The sequence below is a fragment of the Bacteroides sp. AF20-13LB genome (genome assembly GCF_003603065.1).
Lineage (GTDB): Bacteria > Bacteroidota > Bacteroidia > Bacteroidales > Bacteroidaceae > Bacteroides > Bacteroides uniformis.
In genome coordinates, this window is sequence record NZ_QTMH01000022.1 from 50,029 (window position 1) to 74,854 (window position 24,826).

Below are 24,826 nucleotides of genomic sequence, written 5' to 3' on the forward strand. Positions count from 1 at the left end.
ACGGCAAGCACAAACGTTTGCATAGGAATTTAAATGACTTAGATAACGGTAGCTGCATGATTATGAGGAATAATTTCTATACTTGCATAATCATTGCAGCTATTGCTATTTCTAAATCTAATATAATATGACACTAATATTCAATATCGAGTATCGCACCAGCTGGGGTGAAGAAGTCAGAGTCCTGGGTTCCATCCCGGAACTTGGCAACAACCAGCCCAACAAAGCCACCCCCCTGCACACTGTAGACGGCATTCACTGGACCGCGGAAGTGGATATCCAGATTCCCGGTAATGGAAGCGTCGAATACAGTTACCACATCTATCGAGATGGCAGAACCATACGGACAGAGTGGAACAGCCTGCCACGCATCCTGCACGTTGCAGACAATCCGAAGAAAGTTTACCGCATAGAAGATTGTTGGAAGAATCTGCCCGAGCAGCAGTATTTTTATACATCCGCTTTCACAGAATCCCTGCTGGCGCATCGCGAACGCAGTGCCGCCCCGAAAAGCTACAAAAAGGGGTTGCTGATAAAGGCGTACGCCCCCTGCATAGACAGTGACCATTGCCTGGCACTCTGCGGAAACCAGAAGGCGCTGGGTGACTGGAACCCGGACAAAGCTGCCCTTATGAGCGACATCGACTTCCCCGAATGGCAGGTAGAAGTGGATGCCGGTAAAATCAGCTTCCCGCTGGAGTATAAATTCGTCCTTTACAACAAGAAAGAGCGCCGTGCCGTGGCCTGGGAGAACAATCCCAACCGCTATATGGCCGACCCGCAGATAGCCGCCAACGAAACGCTGGCTGTCGGCGACCGTTATGTATACTTCAATCTTCCTGCATGGAAAGGTTCCGGAGTAGCCGTACCCGTATTCTCCCTACGCTCCGAGAAAAGCTTCGGTGTAGGCGATTTCGGCGACTTGAAGCGCATGATTGACTGGGCAGTTGCCACCAATCAGAAGGCGGTGCAGATTCTGCCCATCAACGACACTACCATGACGCATACCTGGACAGACTCCTACCCTTACAGTAGCATCTCCATCTATGCCTTCCATCCCATGTACGCCGACCTGAAGCAGTTGGGCAGCTTGAAGGACAAGAAGGTGATGGCCGAATTCAACAAACGCCAGAAAGAACTGAATGCCCTGCCCGCCGTGGACTACGAAGCTGTGAACAAAACAAAGTGGGAATACTTCCACCTCATCTTCAAGCAGGAAGGGGAAAAGGTGCTGGCCTCGGATGCATTCCGTAATTTCTACGAGGCCAACAAGGAATGGTTGCAGCCATATGCCGTCTTCAGCTACCTGCGTGATGCCTACAAGACCCCGAATTTCCGCGAGTGGCCCAAGTATGCCACCTACGATGCCAAGGAGATAGAGACATTGTGCCGGCCGGACTCTGCCGACTATCCGCATATTGCCATCTACTACTACATCCAGTTCAATCTGCACCTGCAACTGCTTGCCGCCACCGAGCATGCGCGCGCCAACGGCGTAGTGCTGAAAGGCGACATCCCCATCGGCATCAGCCGCAACAGTGTGGAAGCCTGGAAGGAACCCCACTACTTCAACCTGAACGGCCAAGCCGGCGCACCGCCCGATGATTTCTCCGTGAACGGGCAGAACTGGGGCTTTCCCACCTACAACTGGGATGTCATGGAGAAAGACGGCTATGCCTGGTGGATGAAGCGTTTCCACAAAATGGCAGAATACTTCGATGCCTACCGCATAGACCATATCCTCGGCTTCTTCCGCATTTGGGAGATACCGATGCACGCCGTACACGGGCTGTTGGGACAATTCGTCCCCGCCCTGCCCATGACGCGCGAGGAGATAGAAAGCTACGGGCTGGCATTCCGCGAAGACTTCTTCCTGAAGCCCTATATCCATGAGTACTTCCTCGGACAAATCTTCGGCCCGCATACAGACTATGTGAAGCAGACCTTCATAGAGCCGGCAGACACGTGGGAGGTTTACCGCATGCGTCCCGAGTTCGACACCCAGCGCAAAGTGGAAGCCTACTTTGCCGGAAAGACGGACGATGACAGCATCTGGATTCGTGACGGGCTTTACGCCCTTATCAGCGATGTGCTGTTCGTGCCCGACCGCAACAATCCGCACGAATACCATCCGCGCATCGGCGTGCAGCACGACTACATCTACCGCGCACTGAACGATTGGGAAAAGGCTGCCTTCAACCGGCTGTATGACCAGTACTACTATCACCGCCACAATGACTTCTGGGGACAGCAAGCCATGAAGAAACTACCGCAACTGACACAGTCCACGCGCATGCTGGTATGCGGTGAGGACTTAGGCATGATTCCCGATTGCGTGGCATGGGTGATGAACGACCTGCGTATCCTTTCCCTGGAGATACAACGTATGCCGAAAGACCCGAAACAAGAATTCGGCCACACTGACTGGTATCCGTACCGTTCGGTCTGCACCATCTCCACGCACGACATGTCTACCCTGCGCGGCTGGTGGGAAGAAGACTTCCAACAGACGCAGCGTTACTACAACACCATGCTCGGGCACTACGGTGCCGCACCGGCAACGGCCACGCCGGAGCTCTGCGAAGAAGTGGTTCGCAATCACCTCCATAGCAACTCCATCCTCTGCATCCTCTCCCTGCAAGACTGGATGTCCATGGACGGCAAATGGCGCAACCCGAACGTGCAGGAAGAACGCATCAATATTCCTGCCAACCCGCGGCACTACTGGCGCTGGCGCATGCACCTGACACTGGAACAACTGATGAAGGCAGAAAGCTTGAACGAGAAAATAAGGTGCATGATAGAAAGCACCGGAAGATAAGAAAGGATTCTTAGCAAAGTATTATTTTAGGCACGGATTACATGGACAATCACGGATAATATTGAAAGCAACCGTGATAACCCGTATAATTCCGTGCCTAAAATAGTTCGATAAGTTTATTTCGACCCTCACATAATTGTATTCTATAAAAAACAATTTCGCGCTATTTTTATATTTTACAGAATACAATCCGCAACCTGAATCGTAATAACCGGATACTGATTTGCCCGTACCACAAAATATCAGTAAGTTTGCAGAAAACAATCTACAAGTAATGACCAGTTATATTTTCCTTGACACGCTTCGCTTCTTCGCCCATCACGGCGTGGGCGAACAAGAAACCGTGGTAGGCAATGAGTTTACCGTCAGCCTGCGCCTGCAAGTTGATATCCGGCGTGCGGCAGAAACGGACGACGTAGCCGACACCGTGAGCTATGCCGATGTACATACAGCTGTGAAGGCAGAGATGGACATTCCTTCCAAACTATTGGAACATGTATGCGGGCGAATTATAAACCGATTGTTCCACGACTTCCCACAGATAGAAGAAATAACCCTCAAGCTGGCAAAGCGCAATCCACCGATGGGCGCGGATATAGAGGCTGCAGGAGTGGAAATATGCCAACGCCGCGGAGAATGACAGATTGCCGAATCACCCCATTCACTATTGATACACAGACACTTCCCACTGCAAAGACACTGCATGCTTTTTGCAGTGGCGCTGCAAACGGTTTGCAGTAACACTGCACATATATTTGCAGTAGTACTGCAACAGCTTTGCAGTAACGCTGCAACAGATATGCAGTAGCACTGCAAAATGTATACAGAAGTTCTGCAGTGAGCATGCAGCAACTTTTCTGCCGTAGAATACAACCATTGATACCAATATTCCGTACCTTTGCCCCATCATCAACAAAAAGTCAATGAGAAACGCTATACAACGACTGGCATTACTCCCCATCGTCACTTTCTTCCTGCTACCGGCCGCTTGCTATCAAATACAGCTCCGAGTTTCATTGGAGAAATGCCCTCTACCTGCCCACCCCTTACGACTTTACAAACCCATACAACTATGCAGACTTCAGAAGGAATGAACTATTGAAAATAAACCTCACAGAGTTCCGCTTCCCCTACCAATACCTCAACGACATAGAATGGGCAGATTCACCAACACCATTATTGTGCAACTCTATGACTTCAAACGGCAAGGGTGGGCTATCGCACCAGTGTGGGCTGTCCATGAACGAAGGGTAGCGATAGATTAAGAATGCCCAGTAGAACCGAGTTTCATCCTTATTTTTGCCGTTTCCGCTTCTTTGCCGATTCCACCGCTTCGGCCACCACCGGCTTATTTGCAAACCGCTTGGTGTAGTTGCTGTAATCGGGAACAGTGCGTTCATACGTCGGGTCGACAAACAACGGGCTGGAAATGATATGGTCTGCCGTACTGCGGTTGCAGCAGAACACGATGTTCTCCACACCGGCAAGGCGGGTCAACGCCTTCACATCCGTATCGTGCGGCTGAAGGGTCATCGGGTCGGTGAAAAAGAAAAGATAGTCAATCTCTCCGTCCACAATGCGCGAGCCCATCTGCTGGTCACCGCCCAAAGGACCGGATTTAAGGATAGTGAAATCCCACTCCACATCAGGATGTTTCTCCCGGAGGGCTTCGAGGATAAGGGTACCCGTGGTGCCCGTACAATAGAATTTATGCCCCATCAGCAATTCCGAGTTCCACAGTACCCACTCGATGAGGTCTTTCTTCATGGCGTCGTGTGCCACTAATCCGATTTTTCTAACTAGTTTTTCCATAATTCAAAACCTTTAATAGATTGAACAATTATAAAAGGCAACAGTTCCTACAATTGGGAAAAGAATTTCTTTCCATGCAGATAAAACTGCGCCAATATACTGTTTTTTGTCCGTTCCGGTATTACGGCAAGCGTAGTTTTTTTCAGATTCTCTTTGCGGGACGCTGCCAATGAAGTGCGGAGGGAGTGGTAGGCACGGCGCGCACGGAATACGGCCAAAGCATTGGGTAACTGGCCTTTCAGCATGAAACTGAACGCAGCCACATAATCGAGCACCGCACGTACACGCATCACGGACGCCAAGTCCTCCTGCGGCAGATTCTTATAAAGCATGACAAGGTTATTACGAAAATTGAGGAAGGTCTTGCGCGGATTCTCCTTCTTCAAAGTGGCCCCTCCCACATGAAATACCACACTCTGCGGTATACATGCCAACTGTCTGCCACGGGCACGAAGCCGCCAACATAAATCTATCTCCTCCATGTGGGCAAAAAAACGTCCGTCCAGCCCACCCGCTTCCCGGTAGTCTGCCAGACGGATGAACAGAGCCGCCCCCGTAGCCCAGAAAATGGGTATCACCGTGTCGTATTGCCCCTTGTCCTCTTCTACCACGCCCATAATACGGCCGCGGCAGAAGGGATAGCCATAGCGGTCGATGAAACCTCCCGCAGCTCCGGCATATTCAAACTGCCCCTTGTTACGCCAACTGCGTATCTTCGGCTGGCAAGCGGCCGTCTCCGGATAGGCATCCATATACTCTGCCAACGGGACAAGCCAGTGCTCGGTGACCTCTACATCGGAGTTGAGCAGCACTACATATTCTGCCTCCACCTGCTTCAATGCCAGATTGTATCCGTCGGCAAAACCGTGGTTCTCTTCCAGCAGAATCAAGTGCACAGAAGGAAACTCGCGACGGAGCATTGCCACGGAAGCATCCGTAGAGCCATTGTCCGCCACATACACCACAGCACCATCCACCTCCGAAAAACGCACAACAGAGGGAAGGAAGGAACGGAGCATATCACATCCGTTCCAATTCAATATGACAACAGCAATCTTATCCATGTTGCACAGATTCTTTTCGTTTATTTTTCCAGCGTTTATGAGACCAGAACCAATAAGCCGGTTCGCGCCGGATGGTCTGCTCCAGACGACGGGCGAAGCACTCGGTTATCTCGCCATCCGCCGTCTGCTTGGGAGTTTCGGTAACCAAATCGAAGAGCACTTTGCAATATCCCCTGGATGTCCGTTCCAATTCACAATAAAAGACGGGGAAGTCCATCAGCTTGGCAATGCGCTCGGCGCCATCCATGAACACGGTGTCCTGATTCAAGAAAGTGGTCCAATAATGGGCCTCGCTGCGGTTGGGCGACTGGTCTGTAATCAGGCCGATGGCTATCCGCCTGCCTTCACGGCGAAGCTTTATCACTTCGCGTGCCGTGGAATGTTTCGCCACATTGTATCCTCCGAACCGGGCACGGATATGCTTAAACATCTCGTCCAGATACTTATTGCTTAGCGGTTTGTACACCTGCACCGGGATGTCGCCCGGATGCATGATGGCCCCCATGCCTATAATCCACTCAAAATTGGCATAATGGGGAATCAACAGTACAATGCCTCCATGCTTCTCTATCATGGCAAGGTATTCTTCCTTATTATCATACTTCATCCGGCGGCAGAGCTCCTCGAAAGACATGCGCAGCATCTTCACCTCTTCCAGCATATAGTCGCAGATATAATGGTAGAACTTGCGCTCTATCTCCATCAATTCGGTTTCCGACTTCTCCGGAAAGGAATTGCGAAGGTTGCGGCGAACGACTTTCTTCCGATAATGCACGACGTGGCGCATCAGGAAGTACAGCCCGTCAGACAATGCATAAAGCGCCCGGAAAGGCAGAAGTGCCACAAGCCACATGCCCGCATAAGTCAGCCAATAGACAATTTTTGATTTCACTTCGTCAGTTATGAGTTATAAGTTATGAGTTATTTGTTGCAAAGGCGGCATTCCTCATTCCATTGCTCCCAAGAGTGCGGTGCCGTCGGCATTGAAATCGCCCAGGCGCACAGACACGAGCTGGTTGTCCAAGGCAGCATCATGAGGGACTTCCACACGGATATAATTGGGAGTGAAGCCGTGCATCGGCAGTCCGGGTTTGGGACGTTCCAGCAACACCGGCATCGTCTGCCCGATATGGCGCGCATAAAAAGCACGGGTCTTTTCGTCCGAAAGCTCCAGCAATTGCTGGCTCCTGCGGTGCTTTTCTTCGGGTGCCACCACGTGGTCTATCTTCAAGGCTTGCGTGCCGGGACGCTCCGAATAGCTGAAGACATGGAGCTGCGTCACGTCCAGGCTCTTGATAAACTCATAAGCCTGCCCGAAATACTCCTCCGTCTCTCCACGGGTACCCACAATCACGTCTACCCCTATAAAGGAATCGGGCATCACTTCCTTTATCTTCTTTATCTTCGAGGCAAACAAGGCGGTATCGTAACGGCGTCGCATCAGCTTCAGCACCTCGTCACTGCCCGACTGCAGCGGTATATGGAAATGAGGCATGAAACGCCGGGAACGGGACACGTATTCTATGATTTCATCTGTCAGCAGATTCGGCTCGATGGAGGATATGCGGTAACGCTCAATGCCTTCCACCTCGTCCAGCGCCTTCACCAAGTCGAAGAAAGTCTCACCGGTAGACTTGCCGAAGTCTCCGATATTGACGCCGGTCAATACAATTTCCTTTCCACCTTCGGCAGCCGCCTGGCTGGCCTGCTCCACCATAGAAGCAATGCTGCCGTTACGGCTACGTCCGCGGGCAAAGGGAATGGTGCAATAGGAACAATAATAATCGCAGCCGTCCTGCACTTTCAGGAAGAAGCGTGTCCGGTCGCCACGCGAACAAGACGGGGCAAACGAACGTATATCCTTCAAAGCGGAAGTGTAGGCCTCGCCGGTCTCGTGCTTCTGCAGATTGCCCAGGTAGTGGAGCAGGTCCTTCTTCTGCTCGGCTCCCAGCACGACGTCCACACCTTCTATCTTTGCCACCGTCTCCGGTTTCAGCTGGGCATAGCAACCGGTCACCACGACAAATGCACCCGGATGTTGCTTCACCAGTTTGTGGATGGCCTGGCGGCACTTCTTGTCCGCCACTTCCGTCACCGAGCAGGTATTCACTACACAAATATCCGCTTTCTCACCCTTGCGCGCCGTACGTACGCCCGCTTCCCGCAAAATTTTACCGATAGTAGAGGTCTCCGAGAAGTTCAGTTTGCACCCCAACGTATAGTAAACCGCCGTCTTATCTTGAAATATATTGGTATCTATCATGAGCTTATAAACACATTTATGCTGCAAATATATACATTATTAATCTATTTTTCCTACTTTTGCACACTCAACTAAAATTTGTGCAATGATACAAGAGAACTTTATCAAACTATACGAGCATAGTTTCCGCGAGAATTGGGACCTCCCCTGCTATACCAACTATGGAGAAAACGAGAGCTATACTTATGGCGAAGTGGCACAAGAAATAGCCAGACTGCATCTTATTTTCAAGTACTGCCAACTGCGCCGCGGCGACAAGATAGCCGTCATCGGCAAGAACAATGCCCGCTGGTGCATCGCCTATATGGCCACCATCACCTACGGTGGTATCGTAGTCCCCATTCTGCAAGACTTCAACCCCAATGATGTCCATCATATCGTAAACCACTCCGAATCGACGTTCCTCTTCACCAGCGATGCCATTTGGGAACATCTGGAAGAAGAACGACTTACTGGACTTCGCGGTGTGTTCTCACTGAGCGACTTCCGCTGTCTGTATCAGCGGGACGGCGAAACCATCCAGCGTTTCCTCAAGCATCTGGGCGATGAAATGGAAGCGACCTACCCGAACGGGTTCCGCAAGGAAGACATCGTTTACACGGACCTTTCCAACGACAAGGTCATGCTGCTGAATTATACCTCGGGCACCACCGGATTCAGTAAGGGCGTCATGCTGACGGGAAACAACCTGGCCGGCAACGTCACCTTCGGCATACGTACCGAGCTGCTGAAGAAAGGGGACAAAGTGCTCTCTTTCCTGCCTTTGGCACATGCATACGGCTGCGCATTCGATTTCCTTACCGCCACGGCCGTCGGCACACACGTCACACTGTTGGGAAAAGTGCCTTCCCCAAAGATTCTGATGAAAGCTTTCGAGGAAGTGAAACCCAACCTGATTATCACCGTCCCCCTTGTCATTGAAAAGATATACAAGAATGTCATACAGCCCATCATCAACAAAAAGACCATGAAATGGGCGCTCAGCATTCCCTTGCTCGACGGACAGATATACGGGCAAATCCGCAAGAAACTGATTGACGCACTGGGCGGACGTTTCAAGGAAGTCATCATAGGAGGCGCAGCCATGAACCCGGAAGTGGAAGAATTCTTCCACCGCATCAAGTTCCCCTTCACCATCGGCTACGGCATGACCGAATGTGCCCCTCTCATCAGCTATGCTCCCTGGAATGAATTCGTCCCGACTTCCTCCGGACGGGTACTCGACATCATGGAAGCCCGTATCTGCAAGGAAAACCCGGACGACAAACTCGGCGAAATACAAGTACGTGGCGAGAACGTGATGACGGGTTATTACAAAAACCCCGAAGCCACCAAAGAAGTCTTCACCGAAGACGGATGGCTTCGCACCGGCGACTTGGGTACACTGGACGACGACAACAACCTATACATACGCGGACGCAGCAAGACCATGATTCTCAGTTCCAGTGGACAGAATATCTTCCCCGAAGAGATAGAAGCACGGCTCAACAACATGCCTTTCGTCCTGGAAAGTCTTGTCATCGAACGGAATAAAAGACTGGTAGCACTGGTTTATGCCGACTATGAAGCCCTGGATTCCTTGGGACTAAACCAGCCGGATAACCTTAAAACCATCATGGATGAGAATCTCAAAAATCTGAATAACAGCGTGGCAGCCTACGAAAAAGTAAGCCAAATCCAACTTTATCCGACTGAATTTGAGAAAACGCCCAAAAGAAGTATCAAGAGATACTTATACAACAGCATTGCCGAAGATTAATATGTTGTAAAACATATAGATAGGGATAAAAACAGCCGAAGCTCCAAAAAAAATATAAAAAAAGTTGGGGTTTCGAGAACAACATATTCAAAAAGTACATACCTTTGCAACGTTTTAATAAAGCAATTGATTGTATTACGTTTTAAAAGTAAAGAAAATGAAAAAATTAGTTTTGATGGCTGCAGCTATCGTAGCAGTATCTTTCGCATCTTGTGGCAACAAAGCAGCTAACGCTGAACAAGCAACTGCAGATTCTATCCGTATCGCTGACTCAATCGCAGCTGTAGAAGCAGCAGCAGCTGAAGCCGCAGCAGCAGCCGCAGCAGCTGACACTGTAGCAGTAGATAGCGCAGCTGTTGTAGCTGAATAATTTCAGTACAACACTCGAGAGAATTGAAAGTCTGACGTGCATACAAGCACACCAGACTTTTTTTATGTCTTATCCTCTCCTTCTGTTCCCTTCCAATTGTTAAGTCTTGGTCTTATTTCACAAAAAAGGGTATTATATGGCAGATAAATGATAAAGTATAGTGCATATACCAAATAAAAGCCGTTACTTTGCATCAACAAAACAATAAGAGGTTTATTACGATCTACGTTTCACTATGTTTCTCCTCGATTAGCCACATTGAGAATTTTCATTTCTGACTACAACTTCCTAAGACTCCTTTATTGAATTATTAATTTTTTATTTTTGTATTTTATGAATATGTACATTGGAAACCTTAGCTACAACGTTAGGGAATCAGATTTGAGACAAGTAATGGAAGAGTATGGAACAGTAGAATCAGTAAAACTGATTATGGACCGTAATACAAACAGATCAAAAGGTTTTGCCTTCGTAGAGATGCCCGAAGCTGCTGAAGCCCAACAAGCAATCAACAAACTGAATGGAGCAGAATATGTAGGCCGCCAAATGGTAGTGAAAGAAGCATTGCCAAGAAACTAAAAGAATTATTGGCTGACAATAAGGCAAAGAGCATACCCCTGAGTGGATATGCTCTTTTTTTTGCATTAGTAACCTCGTAAAGAGACACAAGAGTATTCTTGCCAAACCTCTATACCGCGCGCGTAAACCTCTACTTCAGATTCGTAAACCTCTATGTCAGCATGCGTAAACCGCAGCTTTACGTATCCCTCAATAAGCTCACACACATACGCTCCGAACATAGAAAAGCCCGGTCCTTTATCAGAACCGGGCTTCCTTATCATTATTAAGTCTTTTCTTATGCTTCTTCAGCAACTACTTCGAAAGGAATTTCTACAGAAACTTCCTTGTGCAGCTTAACGATAGCCTTGTAGTTACCAACTTCTTTCACTGCGTCCTTAACAACGATAATCTTACGATCGATGTTGTGACCCAATTTAGCCAACTCTTCAGCAATCTGGATGTTACCAACAGAACCGAAGATAGTACCAGTAGAGCTAACCTTAGTAGCAATCTTCAATGATACGCCTTCCAGCTTAGCAGCCAGTTCTTCAGCATCCTTTTTGATTTTCTCCAGCTTGTGAGCACGTTGTTTCAGCTCTTCAGCCAACATTTTCTTTGCAGCCGGTGAAGCGATGACAGCTTTACCAGTCGGGATGAGGTAGTTACGACCGTAACCAGACTTTACTGTTACGATGTCGTTCTTATAACCCAAGTTTACAATGTCTTCTTTCAATATAATTTCCATACTTTCCTCCTCCTATTATTTCATCATGTCAGTTACATAGGGCAGCAACGCCAAGTGACGTGCTCTCTTCACAGCTTGAGCTACACGACGTTGGAACTTCAAAGAAGTACCGGTAATACGACGCGGAAGGATTTTACCTTGCTCATTCAAGAATTTCTTCAAGAATTCGGGATCTTTGTAGTCGATGTACTTAATACCGCTCTTTTTGAAACGGCAGTATTTTTTCTTCTTAACGTCTACTGAGGGCGGAGTTAAATATCTGATTTCTGATTGAACTTGTTGTGCCATGATTAATCCTCCTTTTTAGTTGATTTAACACTTCTTCTCTTCGCAGCATATTCAGCAGCGTACTTGTCTTGCTTGAAAGTCAAGAAACGGATAACGCGCTCGTCACGACGGAAGTTTATTTCCAATTTCTCAATGACAGTAGGTTCTGCATTGAACTCAATCAGCTGATAGAAACCGGTTGACTTCTTCTGGATAGGATATGCCAGCTTCTTCAGTCCCCAGTTTTCTTCATTTACAATCTCAGCACCTTCAGCAGTAAGGATGCTTTTGAATTTTTCTACCGCTTCCTTCATCTGAACATCAGACAAAACGGGAGTCAAAATGAAAACGGTTTCGTATTGATTCATACTCGTTTAATTAAATAAATAAATTATTCGTTTTAAAAATGCGGTGCAAAGGTAGACATTTTATTTTGAACTACAAACATTTAATGTTTTTTTGTGTAGGGATATAGGAATTGTCTTCGGCTTGCACTATCTTTGCAAAGTTGTTTAAACAATAATTTCATGATAGAGCAATTCAACTTTGATATCCGCCTTATCTTTGCCATACTGAACGGTAAAGTGTCGGCTGCCATTAACCGAAAGCTGTCCCGCAACTTCCGCCAGAACGGTTTGGAGATTACTCCGGAACAGTGGACCGTCCTCATCTTCTTATGGGAAAAGGACGGGGTGACGCAACAAGAGTTGTGTAATGCAACTTTCAAAGACAAGCCCAGCATGACGCGCTTGATAGACAATATGGAGCGTCAGCATCTCGTCGTGCGCATATCGGACAAGAAAGACCGCCGAACCAATCTGATACATCTGACCAAGGACGGCAAGGAGCTGGAAGAACGCGCGCGCGTCATTGCCAACCAGACCCTCAAAGAAGCCTTGAAAGGCATCACCATCGAAGAGCTCAGTGTGAGCCAGGAGGTGCTGAGGAAGATTTTCTTCAATACGAAGGACTAAGATATAGGGATTAGGGGTTAAGGATTAGAGATTAAGGGAGGAGAAAACAAGGGGATGAAGCGTCATTTTTCATTCCTCATCTTCCATTCTTTATTAAAATATGGATTTTTTGCAAAAATAATTTCGCTTGTTAAAGAATTATGCTTTTCTTTGTGACAAGAATACGAAAGAATATAATAATCTAATTAAAATACACACACATGAAAGGCTTATTAAAAAATCTGGGATTGATATTAGTCGTAATAGGAGCTGTAATCCTGGTTGCATGTTCTTTTACCGGCAATGTTAACAACAATGCCATCTTGGGCAGTTCTGCCGTTTTGGTTGTAGTGGGATTGATTTCCTACATTGTCATCAACAAGAGAATTGTCGACTAATATCAAAAGAAAAGAAATAAAGAAGGCGGTTAGCATATACATGCAGACCGCCTTTTTTATTTTCTCTCCCTCAGAGGAGCCGAGCCTCATCAAGACTCAGCTTCCGGAGTAATCAGTTTATATCCTTTTCCGTGAATGTTGATGATTTCAATCGAATCATCTTCTTTCAGGTGCTTACGCAGCTTTGTGATATATACATCCATACTACGTGCATTGAAATAGTTGTCATCAATCCAAATAGTCTTCAACGCAAAGTCACGCTGCAGAATTTCGTTGGCATGTGCACAAAGCAAGCCCAGCAGTTCGGATTCTTTGGTGGTCAGTTTAGTCTGCTTCTCGGCAGTCGCCAGAATCTGTTTCTGCGTGTCGAATGTAAACTTACCAATCTTATAGATGTTGCTCTCCTTGTTCTTCTTTCCGCGAACACGTCTCAGGATAGCTTCAATTCTGAAAGTCAGCTCTTCCATACTGAAGGGCTTGGTGATGTAGTCATCGGCACCAATCTTGAAACCTTCCAGAATATCTTCCTTCAATGTTTTTGCCGTCAAGAAGATAATAGGTATTTCGGCATTGGCCGCACGCACTTCTTGTGCCAGTGTGAATCCGTCTTTCTTCGGCATCATCACATCAAACACACACAAGTCATATTTATTCTTCAGGAAAGCCTTGTATCCTGCTTCTCCATCGGGATATAACTCGGCAGCGTAACCTTTTGCCTGTAAATATTCTCTTAAAAGCATGCCAAGATTTTCATCATCTTCGCACAATAAAATACGCAGTTTCTCGTCCATATCAATCAATTTTTTAATAAAGGTAATGCAATAATAAATTTAGTTCCTACGTTCAGTTCACTTTCTGCCCGGATAGTTCCCTTATGATCCATGATAATCTTCTTCACATAAGCCAGTCCCAAGCCGAAGCCTTTCACATCGTGCAGATTACCTGTATGCACGCGATAGAACTTCTCGAATATCTTTTTCAAATTCTCCTTCTTGATGCCGATGCCGTTATCTTGGATGGAAATCATCAGTTTGCCAGGCTCATTCCAAGTCTTCACCGTCAGTTGCAGATCCGCATCCGGACGTTTATACTTCACTGCATTATCCATGAGATTGAAAATCACATTGGTGATATGCATCTCATCGGCAAAAATGGCAGAGTTGGTAGCTTTAAGCTCCGATTCAATCTTTCCATTATAACGCTCCACTTTCAGTGTAAACGTGTTGATAACACCCGCTATCAGCTCGTTGGCATCCAGTTCCTTATTCTTCAAAGTAGCCTTCTGACGGTCAAACATCGACATCTGAAGCACTTTTTCTACCTGGAACCTCAAGCGCTTCGTTTCATCGTTGATGACACCCGATATATGCTGGAACATAGTCGGAGACTTGCCCACAGCCGGGTCTTTCAACATCTGTGCCGCCAGAGAAATCGTCGATATCGGCGTCTTGAACTCGTGCGTCATATTGTTGATGAAATCATTCTTCATCTCCGTCAGCTTCTTCTGGCGGAATACGATGTAAATCGTAAAGATGAACGTCACCAGCAGTACAAAAGTAAATATCATCGACGGTATCATAAACCTGACCGAATCGAAGATATAATCCTTCTTTCCCGGAAAATGTATCTTGACGATACTCATACGGGCTGGTGGGTCATTCAAAAACAATGGCTGCGAATAAGAGCTTTCACTCCCTGCATCGCTATAATCCGCACAACGGTATACCTCCCGACCTTCCCGGTCTATCACCTTGAAGTGATAATCCATATCACCGAGACCATTCTCTATCAGACCTGCTTTTAGATACTGGTCCAGACTTTTGAAATTAACACGCTCCTCAATCGGCTTGTCGCTGGCATTGTATACCATCTGCAACACCACCTCGTCTACCAATGCACGCTGGTAAAGATAGCGGTTTTTAAGCATCTCTATCTGCGAGCGTGAAGTCTGAGGAATGGTTTTTGCTCCGTGTTTGCGTGAAATCATTGCTCTTGGCAATTCAGAAGGCTCGTTACTGAAAGTTTTCAATTCCACCGAAGAACGGACACTGCCATCCGGAGCTGTCATCACAAACCGCTGGGTACGCATCACTCCGCTACTGCTTTGCGATTGTTCCCACGCCTTCTTTTCTGCCTCGGAGATATCCTCATTCAGCCAACGCACAACCTCTGCGGACTCTGCCTCTTTCGAAGCAGCCATCAACGCACGCTTCACCGATTCATCAAATTGTCCGTTACGCATCTTCACCATTTCCTCAATATAGCTTATCTGCAGATACAGCAAACTAAGGAAGGAAAGCCCCATAACAACACCTAATATCCATATAGTTGACTTTTTCATAGTCACAAAATTAACACTCCCTAATTAACACTCCTAACCAATTAACCTGATTTAACCGGACGTTCTCGTAAATTAACCGAAGACCATTTTTTAGGTTGTATTATGAGCATTATAACAAAAACACAAGCCTTTGGTTTGCAAATTTAATAAAAAATTAATCATTCAATTCACAATTCTGCATGTTCTTAATCTACGTTAATGAAAAAAGCCGTTATTACTTGCCATGAAGTAACAACGGCTTTAACAATTGTTATATTAGCAGCCGGTAGTTACAACAGCCAAACTACCAACCCCTGAAAATCATTCTTCAGCTTGCTTTGCCTCAAATTCCTTAATCAGTTTATCCTGCACATCACTCGGAACGAGTTCATAGCTGGCAAACTTCATGATGAACGAAGCACGTCCACCAGTCAGTGAGCTAAGTGCCGTAGAGTAGGATGACATTTCCTTCAAAGGCACCTTAGCACTCAGTTTTTCGTAACTGGCCTCGCTGCTCATACCCATAATCATGGCACGGCGTCCCTGCAAGTCCCCCATCACATCACCCATCTTGTCCGACGGAACAAATACTTCCACGTCATAAATGGGTTCTAGAATCTTCGGGCCTGCATTCTTGAACGCTTCGCTGAACGCATTCCGTCCCGCCAGCATAAAGGAGATTTCATTGGAGTCAACCGGATGCATTTTTCCGTCATATACGATGACACGTACATCGCGAGCATACGAACCAGTCAACGGTCCCTGCTCCATACGTGACATGATACCCTTCAAGATGGCCGGCATGAAACGTGCATCAATGGAACCACCCACAATACTATTGACGAATACCAGCTTGCCACCCCATTCCAATGGAACTTCTTCGGTACCCTTGACGTTCATCTTGAACTCCTGACCATTGAATTTATAGGTTTCGGGCAACGGCATGCCTTCGTAGTAAGGCTCAACAATCAGATGAACTTCACCGAACTGGCCTGCACCACCCGACTGCTTCTTATGGCGATAATCCGCACGGGCAGCTTTGGTAATCGTTTCGCGATACGGTATTCTCGGTTCTTCAAACTTGATTTGCAGTTTTTCATTGTTTTCCAGACGCCACTTCAAGGTACGCAAATGGAATTCACCTTGTCCGTGTACAATAGTCTGACGCAATTCTTTAGACTGGTCTATCACCCATGTCGGGTCTTCCTCTCGCATACGGTTCAAAGCAACCATCATCTTTTCTGTATCCGACTCGTTCAACGGCTTGATAGCACGTGAGTATTTGGAGTTCGGATATTTAATGAAGTTGAAACGGTTTTCAGAGCCCTTACCGTTCAATGTATTGCCGGTATGTACATCCTTCAGTTTCACTGTACAGCCGATGTCACCGGCTACCATTTCCTCTACCTTGATACGGTTGGCACCGGCACAAGCATAAATCTGCGCGATGCGTTCCTTGGAACCGCGGTCTGCATTGGTAAAATCATCACCTTCGTGCACTTTACCACTCATAACCTTGAAGTATTGAACATCACCGATATGCGGCTCAACGGCAGTCTTGAAGAAATACAAGGAAGTCGGTCCGTTAGAATCCGGCTTCACCACCTCACCGCGTGTATTGTGCACCGGTGGCATTTCGTCCACAAACGGCACCACATTACCCAGGAACTCCATCAGACGGCGTACACCCATATCCTTGCCGGCACAGACGCAGAATACCGGGAACATACCTCGTGAAGCCAGTCCCTTGCGGATACCTTCGCGCATTTCGTCTTCTGTCAAAGAGTCCTGCTCAAAGAATTTTTCCATCAGGCCTTCGTCATGTTCGGCTGCAGCTTCTACCAAAGCCTTGTGCAGTTCTGTAGCCTTTTCCATTTCTTCGGCCGGAATCTCTTCAATAATGGGAGCGCCACCTTCGGGTCCCCACGAATATTTTTTCATCAAAAGTACATCGATCAACGAATTGAAGTTCGGTCCGGTAGCCAGCGGATATTGCACGGGCACCACCTTCGGACCGTATATGGTTTGCAACTGCTCAAGCACCATATCATAATCGCACTTTTCATTATCAAGCTGGTTTACCAGGAAAATAACCGGTTTGCCCAGTTTCTCGGTGTAGCGGAAATGGTTCTGCGTACCTACCTCGGGACCGTATTGCCCGTTCAGCAGCAGAATGGCAGTATCTGTAACGTTGAGCGCCGTCATGGCAGCCCCTACAAAGTCATCACTACCCGGGCAGTCAATGATATTCAGTTTCTTGCCGTTCCACTCCACATGGAAAACGGTGGAAAACACAGAATAGCCGTATTCCTGCTCCACCGGGAAGTAATCGCTGACTGTATTCTTGGCAGTAATCCTGCCGCGACGTTTTATAATACCACTCTCAAAGAGCAGCGCTTCCGTGAGAGTGGTTTTACCCGAGCCGTCATTGCCAAGGAGGGCAATGTTCTTAATTTCATTCGTCTGATATACTTTCATGATATATTAAGATTTTAAGTGAATAACCTGACATACGATGATGCCGTTAACTTTTTGTGAGGCGCAAATTAGGCATTAATTCAAAGAAAAGCAACATCGGGAAGCATGTTATATAACACACTTCCTCCACCAACAAAGAATATAATGTTCTTCTGCCAATAAACTGCCCGAATTCACAAGTCATCCAACTTCTTGGACGGCTTAAATATTTCTTATAACTTTGCAGGAAAAAGAATCCCCCCCGAAAACCATGAACAAACTACTGTTAACAACACTGCTCGTTCTATGTCCATATTTGGCAATGGGACAGTCCAACCAAAAAACAACCAGGAAAGCCCCTCTCATCGGCATTTCCTGCTCACATCCGGGCCGAAGCTCATCCACACAGATGACGTATACCGAGTCTGTAATCCAGGCAGGTGGAACACCTATACTGATTTCCATCACTACCGATAGCCTTGTCTTGACAGACATTGCCAACCGGCTGGACGGTATCATTCTGATAGGAGGAGGAGACATCCACCCTTCCTATTTCAATGAATCGCCCATCGAACAGCTGGGAGAGGTGGACTCCCTGCGTGATGTATACGACATGGCACTCATCCGCCTGGCTACCCGGCGTAACATTCCGATGTTTGGCATCTGCCGGGGAGAACAGTTAATCAATGTAGCTTTCGGCGGAACCCTTTATCAGGATATCCCTACCCAGCATCCCGACACCACTGTCTGCCACCAGCAGCAGGAACCGAGCAGTATACCAACTCATACCGTCCACCTCACTCCCGGTTCTGCCATGGCATCCATAACCGGACAGACACAACTTTTCACCAATACTCACCATCACCAGGCGGTCAAGCAAGTTGCCCCGGGATTCAGCGTAACGGGTTGGTCGTCAGACAGTATTCCCGAAGCTATAGAGTCTTCTCACGAATATCCGATATGGGGTGTGCAATTCCATCCCGAAGCTCTGGCTACGGCAGGCGACAGCATCTCTGCCAGATTCTTCTATTTTCTGGTTCAAAAGGCAGCTACCTACCGGCATGCCAAAGAGATTCATCGCCGCATCCTCTCCCTCGACACGCATACAGACACCCCACTTGATTTTGACGTTTCCTATAATATAGGTACGCGCGAAAAAACGCAGGTTTGCCTGCCCAAGATGCGAGAAGGGAAATTGGATGGACAATACCTGGCATGCTGGGTGCGTCAAGGCCCGTGCGATGAAGAGAACAGTCTGAAAGCCATTGACCGAGTGGATGAGTTGATACGCCACATCTACCGACAAGTGGAGATGAACGGGGAGCAATGTGCCATAGCCCGCACGCCCGATGATTTGTCCAGGCTCAAGACCGAAGGAAAGAAAGCCTTTTATATTGGCATCGAAAACGGATACGGCATCGGCAAGGATTTGAAGAATATCACCCGTTTCCATGATGCAGGCGTTACCTACATCACCCTTTGCCACACCCGCAACAATGACATCTGCGACAGTTCTTCGGACACGACTGCCCGTTGGAACGGCTTAAGTCCTTACGGTAGAAAAGTGGTGAAAGAAATGAACCGGCTGGGAATAATGATAGACCTTTCCCATGCAGCCGAAAGCACCTTCTGGGATGTACTGAAATATTCAAAAGCACCGGTCATAGTCTCCCACTCCTCTGCAAGCGCCATCTACAGACACGACCGCAATCTGACCGACGAACAGCTACGCGCCCTTGCCGCACATGGCGGTGTGGCTCAAGCCTGCCTGGTAGACGAGTTTCTGAACCCGGATGCCAAGAAAACCAACCTTACGGACTTCATGAAACACCTGCTGCACATGGTTGAAGTGGCAGGCATAGACCACGTGGGCATTGGCTCGGACTTCGACGGTGGAGGCGGGGTCAAAGGATGCAATGGGGACAATGATTTCATCAATATCACCGTCCGTCTGCTGGAACATGGATTTACAGAAACAGACATCGCCAAGATATGGGGTGGAAATTTCCTCCGGGTGATGAAACAAGTACAAACCAAATAGAAAAGACCGAAAAACATCACAAAAAGGAGAGATTAGAGCTATAATCTCTCCTTTTTGACACATTTACATACCCTCCATTTCTCAACTTTCGCATATCTTTGCCCAAAACATAAACGATTTATTAATTATCTAATACCGAATTCTTAAATGAAAAGGAAAATTATTTGGAGTTTTGCATTGCTGGCCTGCCTTTGCTGCCTGCCATCTGCAAAAACAAAAGCACAAACGAAAAATGCCGCAATCATACCCGGGGAAGTATGGAAAGACACCGACGGCAATCCCATCAACGCCCATGGCGGCGGCCTTCTTTACCACGAAGGGACCTACTATTGGTATGGCGAATACAAAAAAGGGGAAACCATCCTGCCCGAATGGGCTACGTGGGAATGCTACCGCACCGACGTAACCGGTGTCAGCTGCTACTCTTCAAAAGACCTGCTGAACTGGAAGTTCGAGGGTATTGTACTTCCTGCCGTGAAAGATGACGAGAAACACGACCTGCACCCCAGCAAGGTGTTGGAACGTCCCAAAGTGATTTACAACGAAAAGACAAAGAAATTCGTCATGTGGGCGCATGTGGAAAGCGCCGACTACAGTAAGGCATGTGCCGGCGTAGCGGTCAGCGATTCTCCTACCGGGACATTCACCTATGTAGGCAGCTTCCGTCCCAACGGTGCGATGAGCCGCGACCAAACAGTGTTCGTTGATGATAACGGCAAGGCATATCAGTTCTACTCGTCGGAAAACAACGCTACCTTATATATAAGCGAACTAACGGATGACTACCTGAAGCCCACTGGTCGCTATACACGCAATTTCGTGAAGCAAAGCCGCGAAGCACCCGCCGTATTCAAGTATAACGGCAAGTACTATATGCTCTCTTCCGGTTGTACCGGCTGGGATCCCAATGTTGCCGAACTGGCTGTGGCCGACTCCATCATGGGGCAATGGACTACCATCGGCAATCCGTGTACCGGTCCTGATGCAGATAAGACCTTCTATGCACAAAGCACTTACGTGCAGCAAGTATACGGAAAAGGAAATGCCTACATTGCCATGTTCGACCGCTGGAAAAAGAAAAACCTTGAGGACTCACGCTACGTATGGCTCCCGCTTGAATTCGGCAAGGACGGCACAATCGCGATACCCTGGCGCGACAGCTGGGACCCGCGTACCCAATGGGAAGGACAAGGCGACTTCTCTGCCGGCAAAGGAACATTCCTATTGAATGGCAAGCCGTTTGTCATCAAAGCCGCAGAGCTGCACTATCCACGTATCCCCAAAGCCTATTGGGACCAACGCATCAAGCTATGCAAGGCACTGGGCATGAACACCATCTGCCTTTATGTATTCTGGAACTCCCACGAGTCTCAGCCGGGAGTGTTCGACTTCACCGGACAGAATGACCTGGCGGAATTCTGCCGCCTATGCCAGCAGAACGACATGTATGTCATCCTGCGCCCGGGACCGTATGTCTGTGCCGAATGGGAAATGGGCGGACTGCCCTGGTGGTTACTCAAGAAAAAAGATATCCGCCTGCGCGAATCCGACCCCTACTTTATGGAGCGTGTAGGTATCTTCGAAAAAGCCGTTGCCGAGCAGGTAGCCGGTATGACCATACAGAACGGAGGTCCCATCATCATGGTACAAGTAGAGAACGAATACGGCTCCTACGGGGAAGACAAAGGCTACGTATCGCAAATCCGCGACATCGTACGCGCCAACTACCCCGGCGTAGCACTGTTCCAATGCGACTGGGCGTCCAACTTCACCAAGAACGGACTCCACGACCTGGTATGGACCATGAACTTCGGTACAGGAGCCAACATCGACCAACAGTTTGCACCGCTGAAGAAACTCCGTCCTGATAGCCCGCTGATGTGCTCCGAATTCTGGAGCGGCTGGTTCGACAAGTGGGGAGCCAACCACGAAACCCGTCCGGCTGCCGACATGATTGCCGGCATTGACGAGATGTTGTCCAAAGGCATCTCCTTCAGCCTCTACATGACCCACGGAGGGACCAACTGGGGACACTGGGCAGGAGCCAACTCACCCGGATTCGCCCCTGACGTAACCTCTTACGACTACGACGCCCCCATCAGCGAATCGGGACAGACCACTCCCAAATACTGGGAATTGCGAAAAGCATTGTCCAAATACATGAACGGCGAGAAGCAGGCTAAAGTTCCCGCTTTAATCAAGCCCATCCGTATTCCGTCTTTCCAATTTACAGAGATGGCTCCTTTGTTCGACAATCTTCCTGCTGCCAAGAAAGACCGCAATATCCGTACCATGGAGGAATATAACCAGGGATTCGGAAGTATTCTCTACCGCACCACACTGCCCGAGATGAAAACCCCGTCCCTGCTCACTGTGAACGATGCGCACGATTATGCCCAAGTTTTCCTGGATGGCAAATACATCGGCAAACTGGACCGCCGCAACGGTGAAAAGCAACTGGAATTCCCCGCCTGCCCCAAAGGTGCACGCCTCGACATTCTGGTAGAAGCCATGGGCCGCATCAACTTTGGACGTGCCATCAAGGACTTCAAGGGTATCACCCAAAGCGTAGAACTTACCGTAGACATCGACGGCCGTCCTTTCACCTGCAACCTGAAGGATTGGGAAGTCTATAATCTCGAAGATACATACGATTTCTATAAGAACATGAAGTTCCAGCCCATCGGCTCACTGAAAGATGAGTTAGGACAACGCATTCCGGGTTGCTACCGTGCCACCTTTAAGGTGAACAAGCCCAGCGACACATTCCTAAACTTCGAGACTTGGGGCAAGGGACTTGTCTACGTCAACGGGCACGCCATGGGACGCATTTGGGAAATCGGCCCGCAACAGACCCTCTACATCCCGGGATGCTGGTTGAAGAAAGGTGAGAATGAAGTGATTGTCTTCGACATCATCGGTCCCAAAGAAGTTAAGTCCGAAGGACTGAGCGAGCCATTACTGGACCAGTTGCTCGTCACCAAACCGCTGACGCACCGCAATGAGGGTGAAAATCTCGACTTGTCCGGTGAGCAGCCCGTCCTCTCCGGCAGCTTCAATCCCGGCAACGGTTGGCAGGAACGCAAATTCGACCAACCCGTCACCGGACGTTATGTCTGCCTGGAAGCCTTGAGTGCACAAGATGGAAAAGACCTGGCTTGCATTGCCGAAATGTATCTGCTGGATGAGAATGGGGAACGTCTGTCACGCGAACCCTGGATTGTCAATTATGCCGACAGCGAAGACGTATCCCACGTCAACTGTTCTGCGGACAAAATCTTCGACCTCCAGGAATCAACCTATTGGAGCACAACAAAAGACACTCCATACCCGCATTCTGTCGTGATTGACTTGGGTAGTACCCGCACCCTGACCGGCATACAATATCTACCCAGAATGGAAAGCGAGGTACCGGGTGGAATCAAAGACTTCAAGGTTTACGTAAAATCCAAGGCTTTCAACTATTAAGCCGGATTTACAACACTAATAGATTCTTTAGACACGGATTACATGAAAAATCATGGATAATAAATGAAGAATATCCATGATTTTTCGCGTAATCCATGCCTAACTTAAAATCAATCAAACAGATTTTCCGTACAATTCATCGTCTACCACAGCCAGCATTCCCTCCACTTGAGCCAATGCCAGCATACGGCCATGAAAAGAATAACCTGCATTGTACCCTTTATCCTCGTCGCCCAACATCATGCGACCGTGGTCCACACGCATCGGCAATCCCGGATTTTCTTTCTCAAAGATACGAATCAAATCAATGAGGTGTCCCCTTCCCTCCAGATGGGAACTTTCGATAAAGTTTCCACCCGGTATTGCCTTCGTACTGCGCAAATGCACAAAGTGGGTACGCCTGGCAAACTTCCTTGCCAGTTCACGGGTATCATTCTGTTCACCCGCACTCAATGAACCGGCGCAAAAAGTCAGGCCATTATGGGGATTGTCCACTGCACTCAGTATCCAGGCAATATCTGCCTCGTCTGTCACAATGCGCGGCAACCCCAATACCTGAAAAGGAGGGTCATCGGGGTGTACACACATATTCACCCCATATTCCTCGCATACCGGCATGATGGCAGACAAGAAATAACGCATATTCTCGCGCAGAGCCTCCCGGTCTATCCCTTTGTATAGCGCCAGCAAACGTTTGAACAGGGTTACCGGCTCCTTGTCACCTTCCTTGATGTTGCCATTTACGAATCCTTGTGTCTTTACGATAATCGTATCTACCAGCTCTGCCTTTTCAGACTCCGTAATCACCTTATCCAGTTCTGCCACCTTGTCCAGCTCTTCCGGAGAATAATCGGCTTCCGCATTCTCCCGTTCCAATATCTTCAGGTCGAAGTAGGCAAAACGGATTCTGTCGAAATAAAGAGAAGATGTCCCGTCTTCCCAGGGATGTTGTAAGTCCGTGCGAATCCAGTCAATCACCGGCATGAAGTTGTAACATACCGTCCGGATGCCTGCCTTGCCGAGATTGGCAAGGCTTATCTTGTAGTTCTCTATCAATCGGTCACGCTCACTCCCCGCATATTTGACAGCCTCGCACACCGGCAGACTTTCTACTACAGACCAGCGCAATCCGAAGGATTCAATATAATCCCTCAAATCTTCAATGGCTTCCAACGTCCATATTTCACCGTTGGGAACTTCATGCAAGGCAGTGACAACGCCTTCCACTCCTATCTGTTGCAACATGGCAAGGGTTATCTTGTCTTTCTTGCCAAACCATCTCCAAGTCTTTTCCATTCTTTATTATTAATTTTCTTGTTTTTCAGGCGTTCAAACCACCCGTTACCTTTTTGCAAAAGTAAGAAAGAATATGAGAACTGTCCATTCTGAATGGATAGATTTGTTTGTTCGCAATGAAAACAATATCTTAGCACTTCATTACATATATTAATTACGCTTATGCAAGACTTTATAAACGGACGTTGCGGCTGGTGCGGAACCGACGAGCTGTATGTGAAATACCACGAT

20 protein-coding genes and 1 pseudogene are annotated in these 24,826 nt (G+C 48.0%); 10 read left to right on the forward strand and 11 right to left on the reverse strand.

The features are described 5' to 3' along the window. The first annotated feature begins 127 nt into the window (after positions 1 to 127). Both DWX62_RS20510 and folB read left to right on the forward strand, forming a co-directional pair. Complete coding sequence (locus DWX62_RS20510; RefSeq protein WP_120173126.1) at positions 128 to 2,821, forward strand: 4-alpha-glucanotransferase; 2,694 nt, start codon at positions 128 to 130, stop codon at positions 2,819 to 2,821. A 274-nt stretch (positions 2,822 to 3,095) separates the two neighbouring features. Continuing rightward, positions 3,096 to 3,461, forward strand: coding sequence for a dihydroneopterin aldolase (folB, locus tag DWX62_RS20515; RefSeq protein WP_005830212.1), 366 nt, complete (start codon positions 3,096 to 3,098; stop codon positions 3,459 to 3,461). A gap of 653 nt (positions 3,462 to 4,114) precedes the next feature. On the opposite strand, the gene DWX62_RS20525 is transcribed toward folB, so the two are convergent. Genes DWX62_RS20525 through mtaB form a run of 4 tightly spaced genes read right to left on the reverse strand, consistent with a single transcriptional unit; the run spans position 4,115 to position 7,960 of the window. Next, positions 4,115 to 4,633: a methylglyoxal synthase gene (locus DWX62_RS20525; RefSeq protein ID WP_005830204.1), complete on the reverse strand. Its 519-nt coding sequence runs from the start codon at positions 4,631 to 4,633 to the stop codon at positions 4,115 to 4,117. Positions 4,634 to 4,680: 47 nt separating this feature from the next. Then, a complete protein-coding gene (locus DWX62_RS20530; protein ID WP_016273034.1) occupies positions 4,681 to 5,697 on the reverse strand; it encodes a glycosyltransferase family 2 protein in 1,017 nt (338 codons plus the stop codon). Then, a complete protein-coding gene (locus DWX62_RS20535) occupies positions 5,690 to 6,589 on the reverse strand; it encodes a lysophospholipid acyltransferase family protein (RefSeq protein WP_005833230.1) in 900 nt (299 codons plus the stop codon). The genes DWX62_RS20530 and DWX62_RS20535 overlap by 8 nt, the downstream gene beginning before the upstream one ends. A gap of 54 nt (positions 6,590 to 6,643) precedes the next feature. Then, positions 6,644 to 7,960, reverse strand: a complete 1,317-nt coding sequence (gene mtaB, locus DWX62_RS20540) for a tRNA (N(6)-L-threonylcarbamoyladenosine(37)-C(2))-methylthiotransferase MtaB (RefSeq protein WP_005833232.1) — start codon at positions 7,958 to 7,960, stop codon at positions 6,644 to 6,646. Positions 7,961 to 8,045: 85 nt separating this feature from the next. Between mtaB and DWX62_RS20545 the strand changes: the two genes are divergently transcribed. The 3 genes from DWX62_RS20545 to DWX62_RS20555 all read left to right on the forward strand — a co-directional run bounded on the left by DWX62_RS20545 (position 8,046) and on the right by DWX62_RS20555 (position 10,668). Next, positions 8,046 to 9,719 carry a long-chain fatty acid--CoA ligase gene (locus DWX62_RS20545; protein ID WP_008664099.1) on the forward strand — a complete coding sequence of 558 codons (1,674 nt, stop codon included), beginning with the start codon at positions 8,046 to 8,048 and terminating at the stop codon, positions 9,717 to 9,719. Positions 9,720 to 9,876: 157 nt separating this feature from the next. Beyond that, positions 9,877 to 10,089, forward strand: a complete 213-nt coding sequence (locus tag DWX62_RS20550) for a hypothetical protein (RefSeq protein WP_005833237.1) — start codon at positions 9,877 to 9,879, stop codon at positions 10,087 to 10,089. Between the two features lie 333 nt (positions 10,090 to 10,422). Further along, positions 10,423 to 10,668: an RNA-binding protein gene (locus DWX62_RS20555; protein ID WP_005830186.1), complete on the forward strand. Its 246-nt coding sequence runs from the start codon at positions 10,423 to 10,425 to the stop codon at positions 10,666 to 10,668. Between the two features lie 277 nt (positions 10,669 to 10,945). Here the strand turns inward: DWX62_RS20555 and rplI are convergent, their stop codons facing one another. From rplI to rpsF, 3 genes are read right to left on the reverse strand one after another with little or no spacing between them, the layout of a single operon-like run. Further along, entirely contained in the window at positions 10,946 to 11,395 is a 450-nt protein-coding gene (gene rplI, locus DWX62_RS20565) for a 50S ribosomal protein L9 (protein ID WP_005830185.1), read from the reverse strand. A gap of 15 nt (positions 11,396 to 11,410) precedes the next feature. Next, complete coding sequence (rpsR, locus tag DWX62_RS20570) at positions 11,411 to 11,683, reverse strand: 30S ribosomal protein S18 (protein ID WP_004288442.1); 273 nt, start codon at positions 11,681 to 11,683, stop codon at positions 11,411 to 11,413. Positions 11,684 to 11,685: 2 nt separating this feature from the next. After that, complete coding sequence (rpsF, locus tag DWX62_RS20575; RefSeq protein WP_005833241.1) at positions 11,686 to 12,030, reverse strand: 30S ribosomal protein S6; 345 nt, start codon at positions 12,028 to 12,030, stop codon at positions 11,686 to 11,688. Positions 12,031 to 12,189: 159 nt separating this feature from the next. Here rpsF and DWX62_RS20580 point away from each other — a divergent pair, with 159 nt between their 5' ends. After that, entirely contained in the window at positions 12,190 to 12,636 is a 447-nt protein-coding gene (locus DWX62_RS20580) for a MarR family transcriptional regulator (protein ID WP_005830183.1), read from the forward strand. A gap of 200 nt (positions 12,637 to 12,836) precedes the next feature. Next, positions 12,837 to 13,013, forward strand: a complete 177-nt coding sequence (locus DWX62_RS22080; RefSeq protein WP_005830181.1) for a hypothetical protein — start codon at positions 12,837 to 12,839, stop codon at positions 13,011 to 13,013. An 89-nt stretch (positions 13,014 to 13,102) separates the two neighbouring features. On the opposite strand, the gene DWX62_RS20585 is transcribed toward DWX62_RS22080, so the two are convergent. The 3 genes from DWX62_RS20585 to DWX62_RS20595 all read right to left on the reverse strand — a co-directional run bounded on the left by DWX62_RS20585 (position 13,103) and on the right by DWX62_RS20595 (position 17,811). Then, the gene (locus DWX62_RS20585; RefSeq protein ID WP_005830176.1) at positions 13,103 to 13,804 is read right to left on the reverse strand and encodes a response regulator transcription factor; all 702 of its coding nucleotides are present in this window, start codon (positions 13,802 to 13,804) and stop codon (positions 13,103 to 13,105) included. Positions 13,805 to 13,809: 5 nt separating this feature from the next. After that, positions 13,810 to 15,354 (reverse strand): HAMP domain-containing sensor histidine kinase, encoded by a 1,545-nt coding sequence (locus DWX62_RS20590; RefSeq protein ID WP_005830174.1) that lies wholly within the window; start codon positions 15,352 to 15,354, stop codon positions 13,810 to 13,812. A 300-nt stretch (positions 15,355 to 15,654) separates the two neighbouring features. Beyond that, positions 15,655 to 17,811, reverse strand: a complete 2,157-nt coding sequence (locus DWX62_RS20595; RefSeq protein ID WP_008664112.1) for an elongation factor G — start codon at positions 17,809 to 17,811, stop codon at positions 15,655 to 15,657. Positions 17,812 to 18,061: 250 nt separating this feature from the next. Here DWX62_RS20595 and DWX62_RS20600 point away from each other — a divergent pair, with 250 nt between their 5' ends. Continuing rightward, entirely contained in the window at positions 18,062 to 19,831 is a 1,770-nt protein-coding gene (locus DWX62_RS20600) for a gamma-glutamyl-gamma-aminobutyrate hydrolase family protein (RefSeq protein ID WP_022401411.1), read from the forward strand. 147 nt (positions 19,832 to 19,978) lie between these two features. Continuing rightward, positions 19,979 to 23,299 carry a beta-galactosidase gene (locus DWX62_RS20605; RefSeq protein WP_008664115.1) on the forward strand — a complete coding sequence of 1,107 codons (3,321 nt, stop codon included), beginning with the start codon at positions 19,979 to 19,981 and terminating at the stop codon, positions 23,297 to 23,299. Positions 23,300 to 23,413: 114 nt separating this feature from the next. Here the strand turns inward: DWX62_RS20605 and uxuA are convergent, their stop codons facing one another. Next, a complete protein-coding gene (gene uxuA / locus DWX62_RS20610; protein WP_005830167.1) occupies positions 23,414 to 24,595 on the reverse strand; it encodes a mannonate dehydratase in 1,182 nt (393 codons plus the stop codon). Positions 24,596 to 24,757: 162 nt separating this feature from the next. On the opposite strand from uxuA, the pseudogene DWX62_RS20615 reads away from it, so the two are divergent. After that, a pseudogene (locus tag DWX62_RS20615) lies at positions 24,758 to 24,826 on the forward strand (DNA-3-methyladenine glycosylase I); the annotation flags it as partial.